This is a genomic window from Azospirillum sp. UFLA03-27, from assembly GCF_059803775.1.
In genome coordinates, this window is record NZ_JAUQTX010000027.1 from 20,230 (window position 1) to 38,909 (window position 18,680).

Annotated in this window: 18 protein-coding genes; 12 read left to right on the plus strand and 6 right to left on the minus strand. The window is 68.4% G+C overall.

Translation table 11 applies throughout. The features are described 5' to 3' along the window. The first annotated feature begins 2 nt into the window (after positions 1-2). The 3 genes from Q4I23_RS06515 (at position 3) to Q4I23_RS06525 (ending at position 4,482) form a co-directional block, all read left to right on the plus strand. On the plus strand, positions 3-2,486 hold the full coding sequence (locus Q4I23_RS06515; protein ID WP_498525662.1) for a tetratricopeptide repeat protein: 2,484 nt from the start codon (positions 3-5) through the stop codon (positions 2,484-2,486). Continuing rightward, positions 2,483-3,268: a galactosyltransferase-related protein gene (locus Q4I23_RS06520; protein WP_498525663.1), complete on the plus strand. Its 786-nt coding sequence runs from the start codon at positions 2,483-2,485 to the stop codon at positions 3,266-3,268. The genes Q4I23_RS06515 and Q4I23_RS06520 overlap by 4 nt, the downstream gene beginning before the upstream one ends. Positions 3,269-3,399: 131 nt before the next feature. After that, complete coding sequence (locus Q4I23_RS06525; protein ID WP_498525664.1) at positions 3,400-4,482, plus strand: ParA family protein; 1,083 nt, start codon at positions 3,400-3,402, stop codon at positions 4,480-4,482. 204 nt (positions 4,483-4,686) lie between these two features. On the opposite strand, the gene Q4I23_RS06530 is transcribed toward Q4I23_RS06525, so the two are convergent. After that, a complete protein-coding gene (locus tag Q4I23_RS06530) occupies positions 4,687-5,115 on the minus strand; it encodes an Lrp/AsnC family transcriptional regulator (RefSeq protein ID WP_498525665.1) in 429 nt (142 codons plus the stop codon). Between the two features lie 130 nt (positions 5,116-5,245). On the opposite strand from Q4I23_RS06530, the gene rocF reads away from it, so the two are divergent. The 8 genes from rocF (at position 5,246) to Q4I23_RS06570 (ending at position 11,831) form a co-directional block, all read left to right on the plus strand. Then, entirely contained in the window at positions 5,246-6,211 is a 966-nt protein-coding gene (gene rocF, locus Q4I23_RS06535; protein ID WP_498525666.1) for an arginase, read from the plus strand. Between the two features lie 26 nt (positions 6,212-6,237). Beyond that, positions 6,238-7,455, plus strand: coding sequence for an ornithine--oxo-acid transaminase (gene rocD / locus Q4I23_RS06540; RefSeq protein ID WP_498525667.1), 1,218 nt, complete (start codon positions 6,238-6,240; stop codon positions 7,453-7,455). 89 nt (positions 7,456-7,544) lie between these two features. After that, positions 7,545-8,660, plus strand: coding sequence for a M14 family metallopeptidase (locus Q4I23_RS06545; protein ID WP_498525668.1), 1,116 nt, complete (start codon positions 7,545-7,547; stop codon positions 8,658-8,660). 139 nt (positions 8,661-8,799) lie between these two features. After that, the gene (locus Q4I23_RS06550) at positions 8,800-9,636 is read left to right on the plus strand and encodes a hypothetical protein (RefSeq protein WP_498525669.1); all 837 of its coding nucleotides are present in this window, start codon (positions 8,800-8,802) and stop codon (positions 9,634-9,636) included. Between the two features lie 204 nt (positions 9,637-9,840). Further along, positions 9,841-10,491 (plus strand): TetR/AcrR family transcriptional regulator, encoded by a 651-nt coding sequence (locus tag Q4I23_RS06555; protein ID WP_498525670.1) that lies wholly within the window; start codon positions 9,841-9,843, stop codon positions 10,489-10,491. After that, entirely contained in the window at positions 10,478-10,942 is a 465-nt protein-coding gene (locus Q4I23_RS06560; RefSeq protein WP_498525671.1) for an SRPBCC family protein, read from the plus strand. The genes Q4I23_RS06555 and Q4I23_RS06560 overlap by 14 nt, the downstream gene beginning before the upstream one ends. Positions 10,943-10,991: 49 nt before the next feature. Continuing rightward, positions 10,992-11,426: a VOC family protein gene (locus tag Q4I23_RS06565; protein ID WP_454017138.1), complete on the plus strand. Its 435-nt coding sequence runs from the start codon at positions 10,992-10,994 to the stop codon at positions 11,424-11,426. A 39-nt stretch (positions 11,427-11,465) separates the two neighbouring features. Next, a complete protein-coding gene (locus Q4I23_RS06570; RefSeq protein WP_454017137.1) occupies positions 11,466-11,831 on the plus strand; it encodes a DUF1428 domain-containing protein in 366 nt (121 codons plus the stop codon). Between the two features lie 9 nt (positions 11,832-11,840). Here Q4I23_RS06570 and Q4I23_RS06575 read toward each other — a convergent pair whose 3' ends face one another. The 3 genes from Q4I23_RS06575 to gabD form a co-directional block, all read right to left on the minus strand. Further along, positions 11,841-12,725 (minus strand): CgeB family protein, encoded by an 885-nt coding sequence (locus Q4I23_RS06575; protein ID WP_498525672.1) that lies wholly within the window; start codon positions 12,723-12,725, stop codon positions 11,841-11,843. Between the two features lie 131 nt (positions 12,726-12,856). Then, positions 12,857-14,143, minus strand: coding sequence for a 4-aminobutyrate--2-oxoglutarate transaminase (gene gabT, locus Q4I23_RS06580; RefSeq protein WP_498525673.1), 1,287 nt, complete (start codon positions 14,141-14,143; stop codon positions 12,857-12,859). 28 nt (positions 14,144-14,171) lie between these two features. Beyond that, positions 14,172-15,632: an NADP-dependent succinate-semialdehyde dehydrogenase gene (gene gabD, locus Q4I23_RS06585; RefSeq protein ID WP_454017134.1), complete on the minus strand. Its 1,461-nt coding sequence runs from the start codon at positions 15,630-15,632 to the stop codon at positions 14,172-14,174. Positions 15,633-15,772: 140 nt separating this feature from the next. On the opposite strand from gabD, the gene Q4I23_RS06590 reads away from it, so the two are divergent. After that, positions 15,773-16,357, plus strand: a complete 585-nt coding sequence (locus Q4I23_RS06590; protein ID WP_183180380.1) for a cupin domain-containing protein — start codon at positions 15,773-15,775, stop codon at positions 16,355-16,357. 158 nt (positions 16,358-16,515) lie between these two features. Here Q4I23_RS06590 and Q4I23_RS06595 read toward each other — a convergent pair whose 3' ends face one another. After that, complete coding sequence (locus Q4I23_RS06595; protein ID WP_498525674.1) at positions 16,516-17,346, minus strand: ABC transporter permease; 831 nt, start codon at positions 17,344-17,346, stop codon at positions 16,516-16,518. Next, entirely contained in the window at positions 17,343-18,605 is a 1,263-nt protein-coding gene (locus tag Q4I23_RS06600; RefSeq protein WP_237905277.1) for an ABC transporter permease, read from the minus strand. The genes Q4I23_RS06595 and Q4I23_RS06600 overlap by 4 nt, the downstream gene beginning before the upstream one ends. Positions 18,606-18,680 lie beyond the last annotated feature (75 nt).

Below are 18,680 nucleotides of genomic sequence, written 5' to 3' on the forward strand. Positions count from 1 at the left end.
GCATGGACCTTTCCGAAACCGCCGAACGGGCCGCCGCGCTGCACCGGCAGGCCGTTGCCGCCCAGCGCGAGGGCCGCGTCCGCGAGGCCGTGGCGCTGTTCCAGCAGGCGTTGGCGCTGCGCAAGGACGTGGACATCCATCTGGATTTCGGCGGCCTGCTGGCGGGGCTGTCGCAATGGGGGCCGGCGGGGGCGGTCTACGCCGCGGCGTTGAAGCTGGCGCCCGACTCCCTCGACGCCCATTACGGGGTGGCGCTGTCCCTTCACGCCCAGGGCCGCCCGGCGGAGGCCGAGCCGCACTACCGCACCGTCCTGGCGGCATGCCCTGGGCTGGGTGAGGTGTGGAACAATCTGGGGGTGGCGCTTCAGGATCAGAACCGCCCCGAAGCGGCGGAGGCCGCCTACCGCGAGGCCCTGCGCCATCGGCCGGAGGACGCCGGCACCTGGAAGAATCTGGCGGTCGCGCTGGACGCTTTGGGCCGGACCGGCGAGGCCGAAACCGCCTACCACGCGGCGCTGGCGCGCAACCCGGAGCACGCGGTGTCCCTCAACAATCTCGGCGTTCTCGTCCTGGCCGCCGGGCGCCGGGACGAGGCGTCGCGGGTCGGCCGGCGCATGGCGACGCTGAACCCGGCGGACCGGCACGGTTGGATGCTGCTGGGCAACGTCGCCCATGCGGCCGGCCGTTGGGGCGAGGCGGTGCGGGTGAGCGCGGTGGCGCTGCGGCTGGCGCCGGACGATCCCGCGTTGCGCCGCAACCTCGCCAACGCGCTGTCCGCCGCCGGCCGGCGGGAGGAGGCGGTGGCGGAGTACCGGATGGTTCTCAGGTTCCAGCCCGACTCCCTGGCGGCGGTCGATCTGGCGGTGGAACTGCTCGGCCAGCACGACACGGTGGGCGCCCAGGCGGCGCTGCGCGGCGCGATCGGGCGGCATCCCGAGAATGCCGTGGCGTGGCGAACTCTCGGGCAGACGCTGACCGGCGCCTTGCGGCCGGACGCCGCGCTGGACGCGCTGCGCCGGGCGGTCGCCCTCGATCCCGGCGGACAGGCGGGCTGGGAGGATCTGGCCGCCGCCGCGACGCTGGCGGACCGGATTGCGCCGTCGATCGACGCCCTCCGCCGCGTCCGGCGGCTTTCCCCCGCCTACAACCCGGCGCTGGCGCAGCTCGTGCAGCAGCAGCGGCACGCCTGCGACTGGCGCGACCTGCCGGCGCTGGAAGGCGACCTGATCGAGCGGCTGCGCGCCGGCGCCCTGGGCGTGCCGCCCTTCGGCCTGCTGGCGGTGGACACGACCCCGGCGGACCAGCGGGCGGCGGCGGAGCGCTGGGCGCGGCAGAAGGCGCATGGCGTGCCGACAATGGCGCGTCCCACCGTTGCCGGAGACGGTCGCCTGCGCGTCGGCTACCTCTCCGCCGACTTCCACGAGCACGCCACCGCCTATCTGATGGCGGAACTGCTGGAGCGGCACGACCGCACGCGCTTCGCCGTCACCGCCTATTCCACCGGCATCGACGACGGCAGCCCCATGCGCCGACGCCTGACCGCGGCGGTGGAGCGTTTCGTGGACCTGCGCGACCGCTCCGACCGCGACGCCGCGCAAGCCATCGCCGCCGACGGCATCGATATCCTGGTGGACCTGAAGGGCTACACGGCCTTCGCCCGCACGGCGATCCTGGCGGCCCGGCCCGCCCCGGTGCAGGTGAACTGGCTGGGCTATCCCGGCACCATGGGGGCGGACTTCATCGACGTGATCCTGGCCGACGCGGTCACCATCCCGCCGGGCGAGGAGGGCTTCTACAGCGAGGCGGTGGTGCGGCTCCCCCACGGCTACCAGCCCAACGACCGCCACCGCGCTATCGCGGAGCGCACCCCAACGCGCGCCGACTGCGGCCTGCCGGAGGACGGCTTCGTCTTCTGCTGCTTCAACAGCCCCTACAAGCTGACGCCCGCCCTGTTCGATGTCTGGGCGCGGCTGCTGCGCGCCGTGCCGGGGAGCGTGCTGTGGCTCTACGCCGGCAACCCGCTGGTGGCCGGCAACCTGCGGCGCGAGGCGGCGGCCCGCGGGGTGGCGCCGGAGCGCCTCGTTTTCGCGCCGCCGCGCCCGCTGGCGGAGCATCTGGCGCGGCACCGGCTGGCCGACCTGTTCCTCGACACGCTGCCCTACAACGCCCACACCACGGCCAGCGACGCGCTGTGGACCGGGCTTCCGGTGGTGACCTGCCAGGGCGCGACCTTCGCCGGGCGGGTGGCGGCCAGCCTGCTCGACACGGTCGGCCTGCCGGAGCTGGTGACGGACTCGCCGGCGGCCTACGAGGCGCTGGCGCTGAACCTCGCCTGCGATCCGGAACGGCTGGCCGGGCTGAAGGCGCGCTTGGCATTGGCGCGGACGGCCAGCCCGCTGTTCGACGGCGACCGCTTCGCCCGCGATCTGGAGGACGCCTATCGGGCCATCTGGCAACGCTTCGCACCGGCAGGAGACACCCGATGACGACCATGGACCGGCGGCTTCACATCGTCGTGCCCTATCGCGACCGGGAGGCCCATCTGCGGGCGTTCGTGCCGCGGGTCGGCGCTTACTTCGCAACGCTGGCCGAGCCCATCGACTACCGCGTCACCATCGTGGAGCAGGAGGCCGGGCTTCCCTTCAACCGGGGCGCGATCAAGAATGTCGGCTTCCTGCTGGGCGAGGCCGACAGCGGCTACACCTGCCTGCACGACATCGACTATCTGCCCGTCGACGCCGATTACGCCTGGGCGGACCGGCCGACCCCCATCCTGTCCTTCGGGGCGGAGCAGCGGCCGGTGGCGCCGGGACGCTCGGACCAGACGGTGACCACCGACCTGGAGAGCACGATGGGCGGCGTCCTGCTGATGCCCAATGACGTGTTCCGGCGGATCGACGGTTATTCCAACGCCTATTGGGGCTGGGGCTACGAGGATTTTGACCTGTCGCTGCGCATCCGTTCCCGCCGCATCCCGACCGCGCGGCGGCCCGGCCGGTTCGAACCGCTGGACCACGACAACGAGGGCTTCAACCCCGACGCCTCGGCCTCGCCCATCTCGCGGGTCAACAAGCGGGTCTTCCAGGCGAACTGGTCCGGCGGGACGATCCCGGAGGAGGACGGCCTGTCCAGCCTGTCCTTCGAGATTCTCGACCGCCGCCCCTGCGACGGATGCCATCCCGGCGCCGAGGGGCGGTGGGAGATCGTGCGCGTCCGCCTGACCATGGCGCCGCTGCCCGGCCAGCTGGCGGCCTTCAAGGCACGCTGAACCTGTTACCTTTCGGGACACCGGCGCATCTGCGGGAAGACACCGGCGCGTTCCAATGCGTATAGTGCGCCGCTTTCGGCGGCTCTTGGCCCGCAGGACGAACACCCGCGAAACGACGAAGCGGAATGGACATGACCAGCCACGAAGACGTCTTCGACGCGCCGGAGACGCGGCAGCCGACCATCCTGGCGGTGTACAATCAGAAGGGCGGCGTCGGCAAGACGACCACCTCCGTGAACCTCGCCCTGGCGCTGGCCGCGCTGGGCAAAAGCGTCGTCCTGATCGACTTCGATCCGCAGAGCAGCGCCACCAGCAACTTCCTGCTGCGGGAGAAGGCGCGCGTCGGCATCAACGACCTGCTGAGCCAGGACACCTTCGTCGAGGACGCCATCACCCCGACCAGCTTCGACGGTCTGTCCATGATCGTCGGGGCGCGGAAGCTCTATTCGCTGGAACACGCGCTGGACGCCCGCGGCGGCTCGCAGCGGGGGCTGCGCAAGGCGCTGCACTTCTCGCGCAACCCGCCGGATTACGTGGTGATCGACTGCCCGCCGGCCCTCGGCCATCTGGCGGCGGGGGCGCTGGCCGCATCGGACCGGCTGGTGCTTCCGGTCTTTCCGGGGCGCTACGCGCTGGACGGGCTGAAGCGCACACTGTCGGTGGTCGAGCACATCCAGAAGGGCATGAACCCCAACCTGTCGGTGGCCGGCATCCTGATGCTGTCGATCACCAACGACGAGGTCGGGCGCGAATCGCTGACCCTGCTGCGCTCCGAATTCCCGGAGCTGATGTTCCGCACGGCGATCCCCTACGACGTGGACGTGGTGAAGGCGACCTACCGCCGGATGCCCGCCGCGATCTTCAGCCCGGAGGGGCGGACGACGACTCGCTTCCTGGCGCTGGGCTGGGAAATCGTCCACGGTCGCGGCTCCTCCCCAACGGACGAGCAGCTGAAGCCGGCGCAGGACCGCATCCGCGCGTGGCACGCCGACACCGACTCCTCCTACAGCGCCCGCCGCGCGGCGGCGCCGGACGAGGGCGACGAGTCCACGGGCGGCGGCAACGGCGGGCGCGGTGCCGGAGCGGAGGCGCCCAAGGGCGGTGGCGGCCGGGCGCTGGTCGCGGCGGCGGTCGGGCTGATCGTCGGCTTCGCGCTGGGCGCGCTGTTCGGCCAGCCGCTTCTGGGCGGCGTGCTGGCGGGGCTCGGCGGCTGACCAAGTTCATCGTCTGAACGCGACGCGCAGGACAAGCGGGCAATATTCGACACGGATTTCACGGATTCAGACACGGATTGCGCGGATTTTTTCAATCCGAGCGCACGTCTGCCCTAACTGCGCCGCGCCGAAGGACTCCGTGAAATCCGGTTCAATCCGTGAAATCCGTGTCGGGTCTTGTCGACCAACGGGGCGACACGAAGCCTACAGCACCGCCTTGCGGGCGGAGAGCAGGATGCTGGTCTCGGTGGAGGCGATGCCGACGATCTGCCGGACGCGGCGCAGCGTGTCGTCGAAGGCCTCCAGCGACTCCGTTTCGATTTCAGCGACGACGTCCCAGCGTCCGTTGGTCGTGTAGACCGTCCGCACCTCCGGAAAGCCGTGCAGGCGGGCGATGACCGTCTCGGCGGCGCGGCCCTCCACCTCGATCATCGTGATGGCCCGGACCATGGCGGGCCGCAGATCCTTGCGCAGCAGCACCGTGAAGCCGGCGATGACCCCGCTCTCGACCAGACGGTCGATGCGGGCGCGCACGGTGGCGCGCGACACCTTCAGCGCGGCGGCGAGGCCGGCGACGGGCTGGCGCGCGTCGGCGCGCAGCAGGCCCAGCAGGCGGTGGTCCAGGTCGTCCATGCCAAAATGATAAGCCGGGCTTGCCAAACTGTCAAAAACGCCGCCGTTCGTTGGCACTTTTCCGTCTTTCTGCCGCCTGCTCCGCCCCCGATAGTCATGGGAGGCACGATCGCACAGGGAGAGGGGCGGCATGGCGTCGGGGGATTGGGACGATCAGCGCTTCGTGGAGATCATCGGCGTTCCCATCGAGGCGGGGGCCGGCCATCCCGGCGCTCTGATGGGGCCGGCGGCGCTGCGCACGGCCGGGCTGGTCCGCGCCCTGCGCGAACTGGGGCACGAGGTCCGCGACCTGGGTGATTTGACCCCCGACCCCTGGAGCGATGGCGACGCCGCCACGGCCCGTCTGGCGGAGATCACCGCCTGGTCGCGGGCGCTGGCCGACCGCTCCTACGCCATGATGCGGGCGGGCGGCGTGCCGGTCTTCCTGGGCGGCGACCACAGCCTGTCCATGGGCTCGGTCACCGGGGTGGCCCGCCATTGCCGGGAGGCCGGCACGCCGCTGTTCGTTCTGTGGCTGGACGCGCACGGCGACTTCAACACGCCCCACACCTCGCCGTCCGGCAACATGCACGGGATGCCGGTGGCCCTGCTGTGCGGGGAGGACGGCTTCGACGACGTGTTTCCGCCGGAGCAGCGGGCCACCGTGAACCCGGCGCACGTCCATCTGTTCGGCATCCGCTCCCTCGACTCCGGCGAACGGCGCCTGCTGCGCGCCCGCGGGGTGGACGTGGTGGACATGCGGCTGATCGACGAGCACGGGGTCGGCGTCCACATGCGTCGCATCATCGAGCGGGTGCGGCAGGCCGGCGGCCATCTGCATGTCAGCCTGGACGTGGATTTCCTCGACCCCGCCATCGCGCCCGCGGTGGGCACGGCGGTGCTGGGCGGCGCGACCTACCGCGAGGCGCACCTCATCATGGAGATGCTGCACGACGCGGGCGTCGTTGGCTCGCTGGACGTGGTGGAGCTGAACCCATTCCTGGACGAGCGGGGCAAGAGCGCGCTTTTGCTGGTCGATCTGGTGGCGAGCCTGTTCGGGCGCCGCATCATCGACCCCGCCGTCACCCAATCGCAGATCGGCGGCCAAGCCGTTTAAAAAACCCCCAGACCGGAGATAACGCCATGCTTCAGCACGCCGCCGACCTGATCGGGACCGAACACCGCCTGGGCGCCCACAATTACAAGCCGCTCGACGTCGTGCTGGCGCGCGGCGAGGGCGTGTATGTCTGGGACACCGACGGCAACCGCTATCTCGACTGCCTGTCGGCCTACTCCGCCGTCAACCAGGGCCATTGCCACCCGAAGATCCTGGAAGCGATGGTGCAACAGGCGTCGAAGCTGACCCTGACCTCCCGCGCCTTCCGCAACGACCAACTGGCGCTGTTCTACGAGGAACTGGCGGCGCTGACCGGCTCGCACAAGATCCTGCCGATGAACAGCGGGGCGGAGGCGGTGGAATCGGCGATCAAGACGGTGCGCAAGTGGGGCTACGAGGTGCGCGGCGTGCCGGAGAACCAAGCGGAGATCATCGTCTGCTCGGACAATTTTCACGGCCGCACCATCACCATCGTCAGCTTCAGCACCGACCCCGACGCGCGCGGCGGTTTCGGCCCCTTCACGCCGGGCTTCCGCACCGTGCCCTTCGGCGACGCGGCGGCGCTGGAGGCGGCAATGACCCCCAACACGGTGGCCGTCCTGCTGGAGCCGATCCAGGGCGAGGCCGGGGTGGTCATCCCGCCCGCCGGCTATCTGCGCCGGGTGCGCGACCTGTGCACGGAGCGCAACGTCGTGATGATCCTGGACGAGATCCAGACCGGGCTGGGCCGCACCGGCAAGCTGCTGGCCGAGGAGCATGAGGGGGTGGAGGCCGACGTCACCCTGATCGGCAAGGCGCTGTCCGGCGGCTTCTACCCGGTGTCGGCGGTGCTGTCGAACTCCGAGGTGCTGGGCGTGCTGAAGCCCGGCCAGCACGGCAGCACCTTCGGCGGCAACCCGCTGGCCTGCGCCGTCGCCCGCGCCGCCATGCGGGTGCTGGTGGAGGAGGGCATGATCGACAACGCCGCCGCCCAGGGCGCCTATTTCCTGGAGCAGCTCGGCGCCATCCGCAGCAACGTGATCCGCGAGGTACGCGGGCGCGGCCTGATGCTGGCGGTGGAGCTTCACCCGGTGGCGGGCGGGGCGCGCCGCTATTGCGAGGATCTCCGGGCGCGCGGCGTCCTGGCGAAGGACACCCACGACCACACCATCCGCATCGCCCCGCCGCTGGTCATCACCCGCGAGCAGGTCAATTGGGCGCTGGAGCAATTCGACGCCGTGCTGACGGGCACCGCCCTTTCGTAAAAGCAGCTTGGCGCAAAAGGCGCTTGCGGCCCGCCCCGGCCTTCGCCACGGTGGGGGCGGGCTTATCATCTATCCGGCAGCGATCCGCCATGCACAGCGCCATCATCGACCTCCCGTCCGCCACCCCCGGCACCCGGCGGACCCTGACCGTTCAGCGCTTCGGCACGGCGGGCGCGCGGCCCTGCGCCTACATCCAGGCGTCGCTGCACGCCGACGAGATCCCGGCGATGCTGGTGGCCGACAAGCTGCGCCGCATCCTGACCGCGCTGGAGGCCGAGGGGCGGATCGCCGGCGAGGTGATCCTCGTCCCGGTCGCCAACCCGGTGGGGCTGGGCCAGTCGCTGATGGACCATCACCTCGGCCGCTTCGACCAGGACGACGGCAAGAACTTCAACCGCGACTACCCCCACCTGACCGAGGCGGTGGCCGAGCGCGTGGCCGACCGGCTGACCGACGACGGCGAGGCCAACAAGGCCGCCATCCGCGCCGCCCTGGCCGAATCGCTGGCCGAGCGCCGCCCGCGCACCGAGACGGAGCACATGAAGCACCGTCTTCTGGAACTGGCGCTCCAGGCCGATTGGGTGCTGGACCTGCATTGCGACCTGGAAGCGGTGATGCACCTCTACACCCTGACGCCCTCGGCGGAGGCCTTCGCCCCGTTGCAGCGGCTGCTGGGCGCGCAGGCGGTCTTCCTGGCCGAGGAATCCGGCGGCGACCCCTTTGACGAGGCGGTCAGCCGCCCTTGGAACGAGCTTGCCAAGCGCTGGTCCGACCGCCCGATCCCCTTCGGCTGCCATTCCGTGACCGTGGAGCTGCGCGGGCAGGCCGACGTGGAGCACGCCCAGGGCGAAGCGGACGCCCAGGCCATCGCCGGTTTCCTCACCCATGTCGGCGTCCTGTCCGGCGAGCCACCGGCCCTGCCGGAGCCGCTGTGCGCCCCGACCCCGCTGGAATCCTCCGAACCGCTGACCGCCCCGGTGGGCGGCGTGGTGGTCTTCCACCACAAGGCGGGCGACCGCGTCGAGGCCGGCGCCGTGGTCGCCGACATCCTCGACCCGCTGACCGGCGAGGTGACCCCGGTGCGCTGCGAGTCGGCGGGCGTGCTCTACGCCCACAGCGCAACCCGCTTCACCTTGGCGGGCAAGCGGATCGCCAAGGTGGCGGGGACGACGCTGCGGCGTACGGGGCCGCTGCTGAGCGCATGATCATTCATTGAAGGTTGGATTTGAAGGTTGGATGCCCTGCGGCCGGCGTCCTGTTGCGGTGCTTGGATTGTTGTTTCTGTGGTTGAATCGCGTGTAAGGCGATATCTTTCTGAGCACCACAACATGAATCCTGCCGGCCGTGTTCGCTCTTTCCCGCACTATATTCCGCCGCAGCGCTGCGACTCTGTTCGCGGTGATGATCGCGTCGCTTGGGGCGGATTCGCTCTCGACAGCAGTGTTCGTCCTTGCCGTCGGCTTCGTGTTCGATGTGGCGCGGAACGCTTGGGCGCCGGATCTTCAACTCAGCGACGGCGAAATTTCCCAAGCGCTTAGAAAAAGTATTGCAGAGCCTGAACAGGCCCTGGCCTTTCATCGGCCAAAATCCCGCAATGCCCTTCTGTTGATTTGGGGGGGAGCGTTTCTTTACACTTTGTTCTGGATGGTCGTTCCCTCGGACGGCCATATCGCTCAAGCGTATCTGAGCGCGTTTTCGTCTGTTCACGATGTCGTGGGAATGGTGCTCGGCGCCATTCCCCGTCTTGCCAGAGACCTTACGGCCCACGGCTATGCGGCGCGCGTGCCCGTGGTGGTGCATATGCACGCCGTGCATTTCCTGACCTTTGTCGCCGCAGTGCTGGTCTTTTTCAGTGGTGCCTCCTGGCATGACGCTCATGCTTTCGTGGCTGAGGAAAAGCTGCGGCCAATGGGCCGGGTTCGAAAATTTATGTATTCGATTCCATTATGGATTCTTCTGGGGATTCTATTTTATGCTTTCTGGATTAAGGGAATTAAAATCGATTGGAGTGTTCGTTCAAGAAGAGTTTACAATGTCCATATTTCTGATATCGATTTTTTATACAGCTTCTTGATAGGTATGTTTATTTGGGGAGCGTTCTGGATATCGTATTCTTATGCCATCGTCTGGTCTCTTGGGGGTGCTGAGTTCAAAAAACTACCCAGCCAGACAGACGCATAATTCTCCAACAACGATAACGGCGACGTTGGTTACCTCCGGGTGAAGAGCGATCATCATTATCTTTGACGCGCTTCGCCTCGCCGAAGTGACAGGGTGGCGCTGTGGCCGAGCGGGCGGTTGCTGAGCGCCTGATCGCGGTTTGATCGCTGGGCGGCCTCTCTCTACGCTTGACGGGCATACCAACCGTTCGGTATGTTTCGGCCCATGCCGAGACCCGCCAAACACCATCCCGAACGCGGCGACGCCCGCACCCGGCTTCTCGAAGCGGCGCGGGACGTTATCCGCGCCAAGGGCTTTGCGGCGACCTCCGTCGATGATCTCTGCAAGGCGGCGGGGGTTACCAAGGGCGCGTTCTTCCACCATTTCGAGACCAAGGAAGCGCTCGGCGTCGCCGCCGCCGCCCATTGGGCGGAAACCACCTCGGCCTTCTTCGCGAACGCGCCGTACCACCGGCTCGAAGACCCGCTCGACCGCCTGTTCGGCTATGTCGACTTCCGCAAGGCGATCATCGACGGCGATCCCGCCGAATTCACCTGCCTCGTCGGGACCATGACGCAGGAAGTCTACGGGTCGCATCCGGCGATCCGCGACGCCTGCGCGGCCAGCATCTTCGGCCACGCGGCGACGCTCGAACCGGACATCGCGGCGGCCATGGCGGCGCACGGTATCGAGGCCGACTGGACCCCGGCGAGCCTCGCGCGGCACACACAGGCCGTGCTCCAGGGCGCCTTCATCCTCGCCAAGGCGACGGGCGGGCGCGAGGAGGCGCTGGACAGCGTCGACCACCTGAAACGCTACCTCACACTGCTCTTTTCACAGCCCCGTTCGAAAGGGAATCCCCATGACGGAAGGTGAGCGCGACCTCGTTCTGACCCGCAGCCTCGACGCGCCGCGCGGCGCGCTGTGGCGCTGCTGGACCGAACCCGAGCTGTTGAAACAGTGGTTCTGCCCCAAGCCCTGGTTCGTGTCCGAGGCACGGATGGACCTGCGGCCGGGCGGCGAGTTCTTCACGCGGATGAACGGTCCGAACGGCGAAACCTTCGGCGAGCCCGGCGTCTTCCTCGACGTGGAGGAGGGGCGGCGTCTGGTCTTCACCGACGCCTTCCGCCCCGGCTGGCGGCCGTCGGGCCGGGCCTTCATGACCGCCGACGTGCGGTTCGAGGACGCGGGCGCCGGCAAGACCCTCTACACCGCGCGCGCCATGCATTGGAGCGCCGAGGCGCGCGACGAGCACGAGAAGATGGGCTTCCACGAAGGCTGGGGCAAAGCGGCCGACCAACTCGAAGCCCTCGCCCAGACGCTCTGACCCAAAACGCTCTGACCCAAGAACAGCCTGACCGGGAGGAAACGACACCATGGAACCGACGATCTACCTGTTCTTCAACGGGACCTGCCTGGAGGCGATGACCCACTACGCCGAGACCCTCGGCGGCGAGGTCGTCTATGTGTTCCGCAACGGCGATGCCCCGGACGCGGACAGCCGGATGCCCGGCGGCGATCACCTCGTGATGAACATGATGGTGAAGCTGGGGGCGACCACGATGATGGCGTCCGACTCGCCGGACAGCATGTACAGCAAGCCGCAGGGATTCCGGGTGCAGATCGCCCCGCCGTCGCTCGCCGAATTCGACCGTATTTTCGCGGTGCTGGCGAAGGACGCCCGGTCCGTGGAGATGCCGCCGGGCGAGACCTTCTGGGCCGAGCGCTTCGCCATGGTCACCGACCGCTTCGGCACGCCCTGGATGCTGAACCACACCGGTGCGAAATGCCCGGACGCAGCGGCGTCCTGACGGACGGGGCCGCAACTTCAAACAAAAGGGAGGAAAGACATGGCGTACATCGACGGGTTCGTCATCGCCGTTCCGACGGCCAACAAGCAGGCCTTCATCGACCACGCCAACAAGGCCGACAGCGTATTCAAGGAGCTTGGCGCGACGCGCGTCCTCGAATGCTGGGGCGACGATGTGCCCAACGGCAAGCTCACCGATTTCCGCCGGGCCGTGCAGGCGACGGACGACGAGACGGTCGTCTTCTCCTGGATCGAATGGCCGGACAAGGCGACGCGGGACGCCGCCATGAAGCGGATGGAAGAGCTGATGAAGACCGACGAGCGGTTCAGCGCGGAGAAAAATCCGATGCCCTTCGATGGGAAGCGGCTGATCTTCGGCGGGTTCGCTCCGGTCGTCGAGCTGTGAGCGGGCGCTTCAGGAGCCGGTGAGCGCGCCGGCCTCGCCGTGTGAAAGACCGAGGTCCGTGGCGGCGCCGCGCATCAGCGCCGCCGCGTCCCGGTCCCTCATGCGCCGGTATCCCGCCTCGGCCAGCGCCTCCCGCCGCGCCCCGTCGGCGACCAGCGCGCAGGCGGCCTCGACCAGCCCGTCGTAGGGCGCGAAGGCCATGGCGTCCAACAGGTCGGGGTCGATCTCGGTGTCGGGGTGGCGCTCGGCCAGCACCGCCTTGCGGTTGGACAGCAGGTGCGAGACGCGGACGATCTCGAAGATGCCCGCCTCGTAGTGATGCAGGTTCAGCACCAGCTTCGCGTCGGCGACGAAGCGGTCGCGCAGCGCCCCGTAATAATGCTGGAGGCTGACCACGGTCAGCCCGCGCTCGCCCAGCGCGTCGAGGACGGCGCGGCGGCGCGGGTTCACGGCGCCGTAGAACAGCACGTCGATGCCGGGGGAGGGGCTGTTCGGGATGCGGGTCATCTCGTCGACATGCCCGATGGGGACGAGGCGCGCCCGGATGCCCTGGCCGGCCAGATCGGCGATGTTGCGCGGGCTGTAGTCCCACACCCGGCAGCGGCGCAGCAGGTCCAGGTAATGGGCGTTGCGCGGGTGGAGCATGGCGATCTGCTCCAGATTGTACAGGATGGTGCCGCTGGGCAGACGATCGCCTTCCTCGGGCGACAGGTCGTGCCCGCCCAGGACGATGGCGCGGCGCCGGCGGCCGACGCGGTTCCACACGATCTCCGCGTCGATGCCCAGGCGGCGCAGCGCGAAGCACAGGGTTTCCGCGACGTCTGAAAAGACGCTGGCCCCGGCGTCGCCCAGCCCGTTCTTCTTGATGATGACGATGTCGATCCCGCCGGCCATGCGCTTGCCCCTCCGCCCCGCGCCCTCATCCTAAAGCGTGGGCGGGCGGGCGCACAAAAAGAAACCCTCCTCCCCTTGCGGGAAGGAGGGCGTGCAGTCTGGGGACTTCACTGAAAAATCAGGCCTCCGCTTTACGCGGAAACCAGCTCCTCCAGGGAGCGCTCGATGATGTCCAGCCCCTCGTCGACCAGCGCGTCCGACGCGGTCAGCGGAACCAGGATGCGGATCACGTTGCCGTAGGTGCCGCAGGACAGCAGGACGAGCCCCTTTTCCGCCGCCTTGGCGACCAGCGCCTTGGTCAGCTCCGGCGCCGGCTCCTTGGTGTCGCGGTCCTTCACCAGCTCCATGGCGATCATGCCGCCCAGGTTGCGCACGTCGCCGATCACCGACAGCGTGTTGCGCTGGGCCATGGTGCGGAAGCGGCCGGCGATGCGCTCGCCCAGGTCGTTGGAGCGCTGGATCAGCTTCTCCTCCTCGATGACGTCCAGCACGGCCAGCGCCGCGGTGGTCGCCAGCGGGTTGCCAGCGTAGGTGCCGCCGATGCCGCCGGGGATCGGGGCGTCCATGATCTCCGCCTTGCCGGTGACCGCCGACAGCGGGAAACCGCCGGCCAGGCTCTTCGCCATGGTCATCAGGTCGGGCTCGACGCCGGAATGCTCGATGGCGAACATCTTGCCGGTGCGGGCGAAGCCGGTCTGGATCTCGTCGATGATCAGCAGGATGCCGTTGTCGTCGCAGATCTTGCGCAGGGCCTGCAGGAACTCCGTCGGGGCGATGTTGAAGCCACCCTCACCCTGCACCGGCTCCACGATGATCGCGGCGACGCGGGTGGCGTCCACGTCCGACTTGAACAGCTGCTCCAGCGCCTTCAGGCTGTCCTGGACGCTGACCCCGCGGTAGGCGTTGGGGAAGGGCGCGTGGTAGACCTCGGCCGGGAAGGGACCGAAGCCGACCTTGTAGGGCACGACCTTGCCGGTCAGCGCCATCGCCAGCAGCGTGCGGCCGTGGAAGGCGCCGCTGAAGGCGATCACGCCCGGACGGCCCGTGTGGGCGCGGGCGATCTTCACCGCGTTCTCGACGGCTTCGGCACCCGTGGTGAAGAAGGCGGTCTTCTTCGGCGTGGAACCCGGAACCAGCGCGTTCAGCCGCTCCGCCAGGGTCACGAAGGACTCGTAGGGCGTGACCATCGCGCAGGTGTGGGTGAAGCGGTCGAGCTGGGCCTTCACCGCCTCGATGATCTTCGGATGGCGGTGGCCGGTGTTCAGCACCGCGATGCCACCGGCGAAGTCGATGAAGCGGTTGCCCTCGACGTCCCACAGCTCGGCGTTCTCGGCGCGGTCGACATAGACCGGCATGGCGTTGGCGAGGCCGCGCGGAACGGCGGCGTTGCGACGATCCTGGAAGGACTGGTTGCTCATCTCAAACCCCCGATTGGAAAGGATGGCGTCAGGCGCCCAGGCCGACGCACAGGTACTTGATCTCCAGGAAGTCCTCCACACCGTACTTGGAGCCTTCCCGCCCGATGCCCGACTGCTTGATGCCGCCGAACGGCGCGACCTCGGTCGACAGGATGCCTTCGTTGATGCCGACCATCCCGTATTCGAGCCGCTCGGCCACGCGCCACACCCGGCCGATGTCCCGGCTGTAGAAATAGGCCGCCAGACCGAACTCGGTGTCGTTCGCCATGCGGATGGCGTCGGCCTCCGTCTCGAACTTGAACAGCGGGGCCACCGGGCCGAAGATCTCCTCGCGGGCCACGCGCATCTCGGTGGTGACGCCGGTCAGGATCGTCGGCTCGAAGAAGGTGCCGCCCAGGCCGTGGCGCTTGCCGCCGAGCGCGACCTTGGCGCCCTTGGCCAGAGCGTCGCCCATCAGCTCCTCGACCTTCTCGACGGCCTGGCCGTTGATCATCGGGCCCTGGGTGACGCCGGCCTCCATGCCGTTGCCGACGCGGATCTGCTTCACCGCCTCGGCCAGCTTGGCGGCGAAGGCGTCGTAGACGCCGGCCTGGACCAGCAGGCGGTTGGCGCAGACGCAGGTCTGGCCGGAGTTGCGGTACTTGGACGCGAGCGCGCCCTTGACCGCCTCGTCCAGGTCGGCGTCGTCGAACACGATGAAGGGCGCGTTGCCGCCCAGCTCCAGCGACACCTTCTTCACCGTGTCGGCCGACTGGCGCATCAGGATCTTGCCGACTTCGGTCGAACCGGTGAAGGACAGCTTGCGCACGATCGGGCTGGCGGTCAGCTCGCCGCCGATGGCGACGGGGTCGGACCCGGTGACGATGTTAAACACCCCCGCCGGGACGCCCGCGCGCTCGGCCAGTTCGGCCAGCGCCAGGGCGGACAGCGGGGTGTCCTCGGCCGGCTTGACTACGATGGTGCAGCCGGCGGCCAGCGCCGGGCCGACCTTGCGGGTGATCATAGCGTTGGGGAAGTTCCACGGGGTGATCGCGGCGACGACGCCGATCGGCTCCTTCAGGACGACGATGCGCTTGTTGCCGGCGAAGCTGGGGATCACGTCGCCGTAGACGCGCTTGCCCTCCTCGGCGAACCACTCGATGAAGCTGGCGCCGTAGGCGACCTCGCCGCGGGCCTCGGCCAGCGGCTTGCCCTGCTCCAGCGTCATCAGAACGGCCAGATCCTCCTGCGCCGCCATGATCAGCTCGAACCAGCGGCGCAGGATGGCCGCGCGCTCCTTCGCGGTCTTGGCGCGCCAGGCGGGCAGGGCGGCGTCGGCGGCGTTGATGGCCTGCCGCGTCTCTTCCGCGCCGACGTCGGCGACCTGGGCCAGCTCCTCGCCCGTTGCCGGGTTGGTCACCGCGAAGGTCTTGCCGGAGAAGGCGTCGCGCCACGCGCCGTTCACATAGGCTTGCGTCCGAAGAAGGCTCTGGTCGTTCAGCGACAGCATGGGAATCAGCCTCGATTTGCGATGTGAAGGGAGCGTACCCATGTTTAATAAATTAAACAACCCTAATCGGGTGTTGAGTTTTTGATGACGCACACACGCGAATCCGGTATGCCTTCCGGTCAGGAGCGAGGAACCGATCCATGGATGTGGACGCTGTCGATTTCAACGTGGGCGCGCGCCTGAAGCAGGTTCGGGAAGCGCACGCCCTGTCCCAGCGCCAGTTGGCGCAACGGGCGGGCGTGACCAACGGCACCATCTCGCTGATCGAACAGAACCGGTGCAGCCCGTCCGTCTCCTCTCTGCGCAAGGTGCTCCAGGGCATTCCGATGACCCTGGCGGAGTTCTTCTCGTCCGACGACCTGCCGCCGCGCGAGCAGATCTTCTTCAAGGGCAGCGATCTGGTCGAACTGACCGGATTGGTGAAGAGCCGGGTCGGCTTCATGTCCTTCCGGCAGGTGGGCGACCTGCATGGCCGCAACCTCCAGGTCTTGCACGAGCGATACGCCCCCGGCGCCGACACCGGCGGGCGTACCATGCTCCAGCATGAATCGGAGGAGGGCGGCGTCGTCATCAAGGGCCGGATCGAGCTGACCGTCGGCGACCGCAAGGAGATCCTCGGTCCCGGCGACGCCTATCTGTTCGACAGCCGCATTCCGCACCGCTTCCGCAACGTCGGCGACGAGGAATGCGAAATCATCAGCGCCTGCACCCCGCCGTACCTGTAATTCCCTCTTCATAGTCCGTCCCCTCTCCCCTCTGGGGAGAGGGGTAGGGTGAGGGGGGTGCGCGTGGCGGTGTGTCCGGCACAAGCGCAACCCCCTCACCGGCCCTTCGGGCCACCCTCTCCCCAGAGGGGAGAGGGTTGAATTCCTCAGAATGAGGCTCAGCGCAGGTTGCCCTTCAGCCGCTCGTTGCGGCGGCGCAGCGCCTCCAGCGTGGCGAGCAGGATGACCGAGATGGTCGTCAGGATCACCGCCGCCGCCGTGATGGTCGGGCTGATGTTCTCGCGGATGCCGCTGAACATCTCGCGGGGCAGGGTGCGCTGCTCCGGACCGGCCATGAACAGCACCACCACCACCTCGTCGAAGCTGGTGGCGAAGGCGAACAGGGCGCCCGAGGCCAGACCCGGCAGGATCAGCGGCAGGATCACCCGGCGGAAGGCGTAGATCGGCGAGGCGCCGAGCGAAGCCGCGGCCCGCGCCAAGTTCATGTCGAAGCTCTGCAGCGTCGCGCTGACCGTGATGACCACGAAGGGCGTGGAGAGCGCGGTGTGCGCCAGGATCAGCCCGGCGTAGCTGCCGGTCAGGCCCAGCGGCGCGAAGAAGAAGTACAGGCCGACCGCGGTGATGACGCCCGGCACGACGACCGGCGACAGCACGATGGCCAGCACCAGCGGCTTGAACTTGCTCTTCCACTGGGCGAGGCCGAGCGAGGCGAGCGTGCCCAGCACCATCGACAGGATGGTCGAGGCCACCCCGATGATGACGCTGTTCTTCAGCGACGACACCCAGCGCGGGGAATTCAGGAAGTCCTCGTACCAGCGCAGCGACAGGCCCGGCAGCGGGTAGGTCAGGTAGGAGCCGGAACTGAAGGACAGCGGCATGATCGCCAGGATCGGCGCCATCAGGAAAATCAGCACCAGCGAGGCGACGACCACGGTGGTGATCCAGGCGACGCGCTGGCTTGTGGTGCGGGGGGAGTGGTTCTGGCTCAATTCTTCATCCCTCCCGTGACCTGCTGGCCGTGGACCAGCTTTCCATAGACGACGGCGAGCAGCAGCGTGGCGAGCAGAAGCACCGCGCCCAGCGCCGAGGCCAGACCCCAGTTGACGGTTTCCGTCGTGTAGAAGGCGATGAAGTAGCTGATCATCTGGTCGGCGGCGCCGCCCACCAGGGCCGGCGTGATGTAGTAGCCGATGGCCAGAATGAAGACGAGCAGGCTGCCCGCCCCGATGCCGGGCACGGTCTGCGGCAGGTAGATGCGCAGGAAGGCGGTGACCGGCGAGGCGCCGAGCGACGCCGCGGCCCGCATGTAGGCCGGGGAGATCGACCGCATGCTGCTGTAGAGCGGCAGGATCATGAAGGGCAGCAGCACGTGCGTCATCGCCACATAGACGCCGAAGCGGTTGTAGATCAGCCGCAGCGGCTCGTCGATCAGGCCGATCCAGCGCAGGCTGTCGTTGACGATGCCCTCGCTCTGCAGCACGACGATCCAGGCGCAGGTGCGCACCAGAAGCGAGGTCCAGAAGGGCAGCAGCACGAAGATCATCAGGACGTTCGACTGGCCCGTGGGCAGCGTCGCCAGCATGTAGGCGACCGGGAAGCCCAGGATCAGGCAGAGGACCGTCACGCCCAAGCTGATGGTGAAGGTGCGCCCGAAGACGTCGCGGTAGATCGCCTGCTCCTCGGGGGCGGCGACGATGGCGCCGTCCAGGTTGCGCGTCAGGTCCAGCGCGCCCAGCAGGTAGAAGCTGGTGAGCGGCCCGCTGGCGCCCTTGATCGCCGCCCAGGTGGCGCGTTCGCCCCAGGCCGGGTTGATGCCGATCAGGGTGTCCTTGGCGGTGCCGGGTTCGGGCAGGGTCTTCAGGTTGCGCGCCGTGCCCGACATGATGGTGCGGAAGCCGTTCAGCGCGTAGTTCAGCCGTTTGGACGCGATGGCGACGGTGCCGGCGTCGCGCGCCGTGCGGATGTCGCCCGCCAGCGCGGCGAAGGCCGGCTCGCCCGGAACGTCCTTGCCGTCCCAGTCGGCCAGGGCCGCGACGGTGTGGGGCATGACCTGACGCACCTCCCAGTCGTCGACCGACCGCCAGAGCATGCCGGCGATGGGACCGAGGAAGGTGAAGAGCAGGAAGAGGAGGAGCGGCAGGATCAGCGCCAGGGCCTTGAGCCGGCGCGTCCGCTCCGCCCGTTTCAGGCGGCGCTTGAGAGGCACCTCGGACGACGCATCGGCGCCGGCGACGAACGCGGCTGTCATGGGCGGCCTATTTCGAAAATGCGGTAGAGACGTGTCTGTCTCTTATACACATCTCCGAGCCCACGAGACTATAAC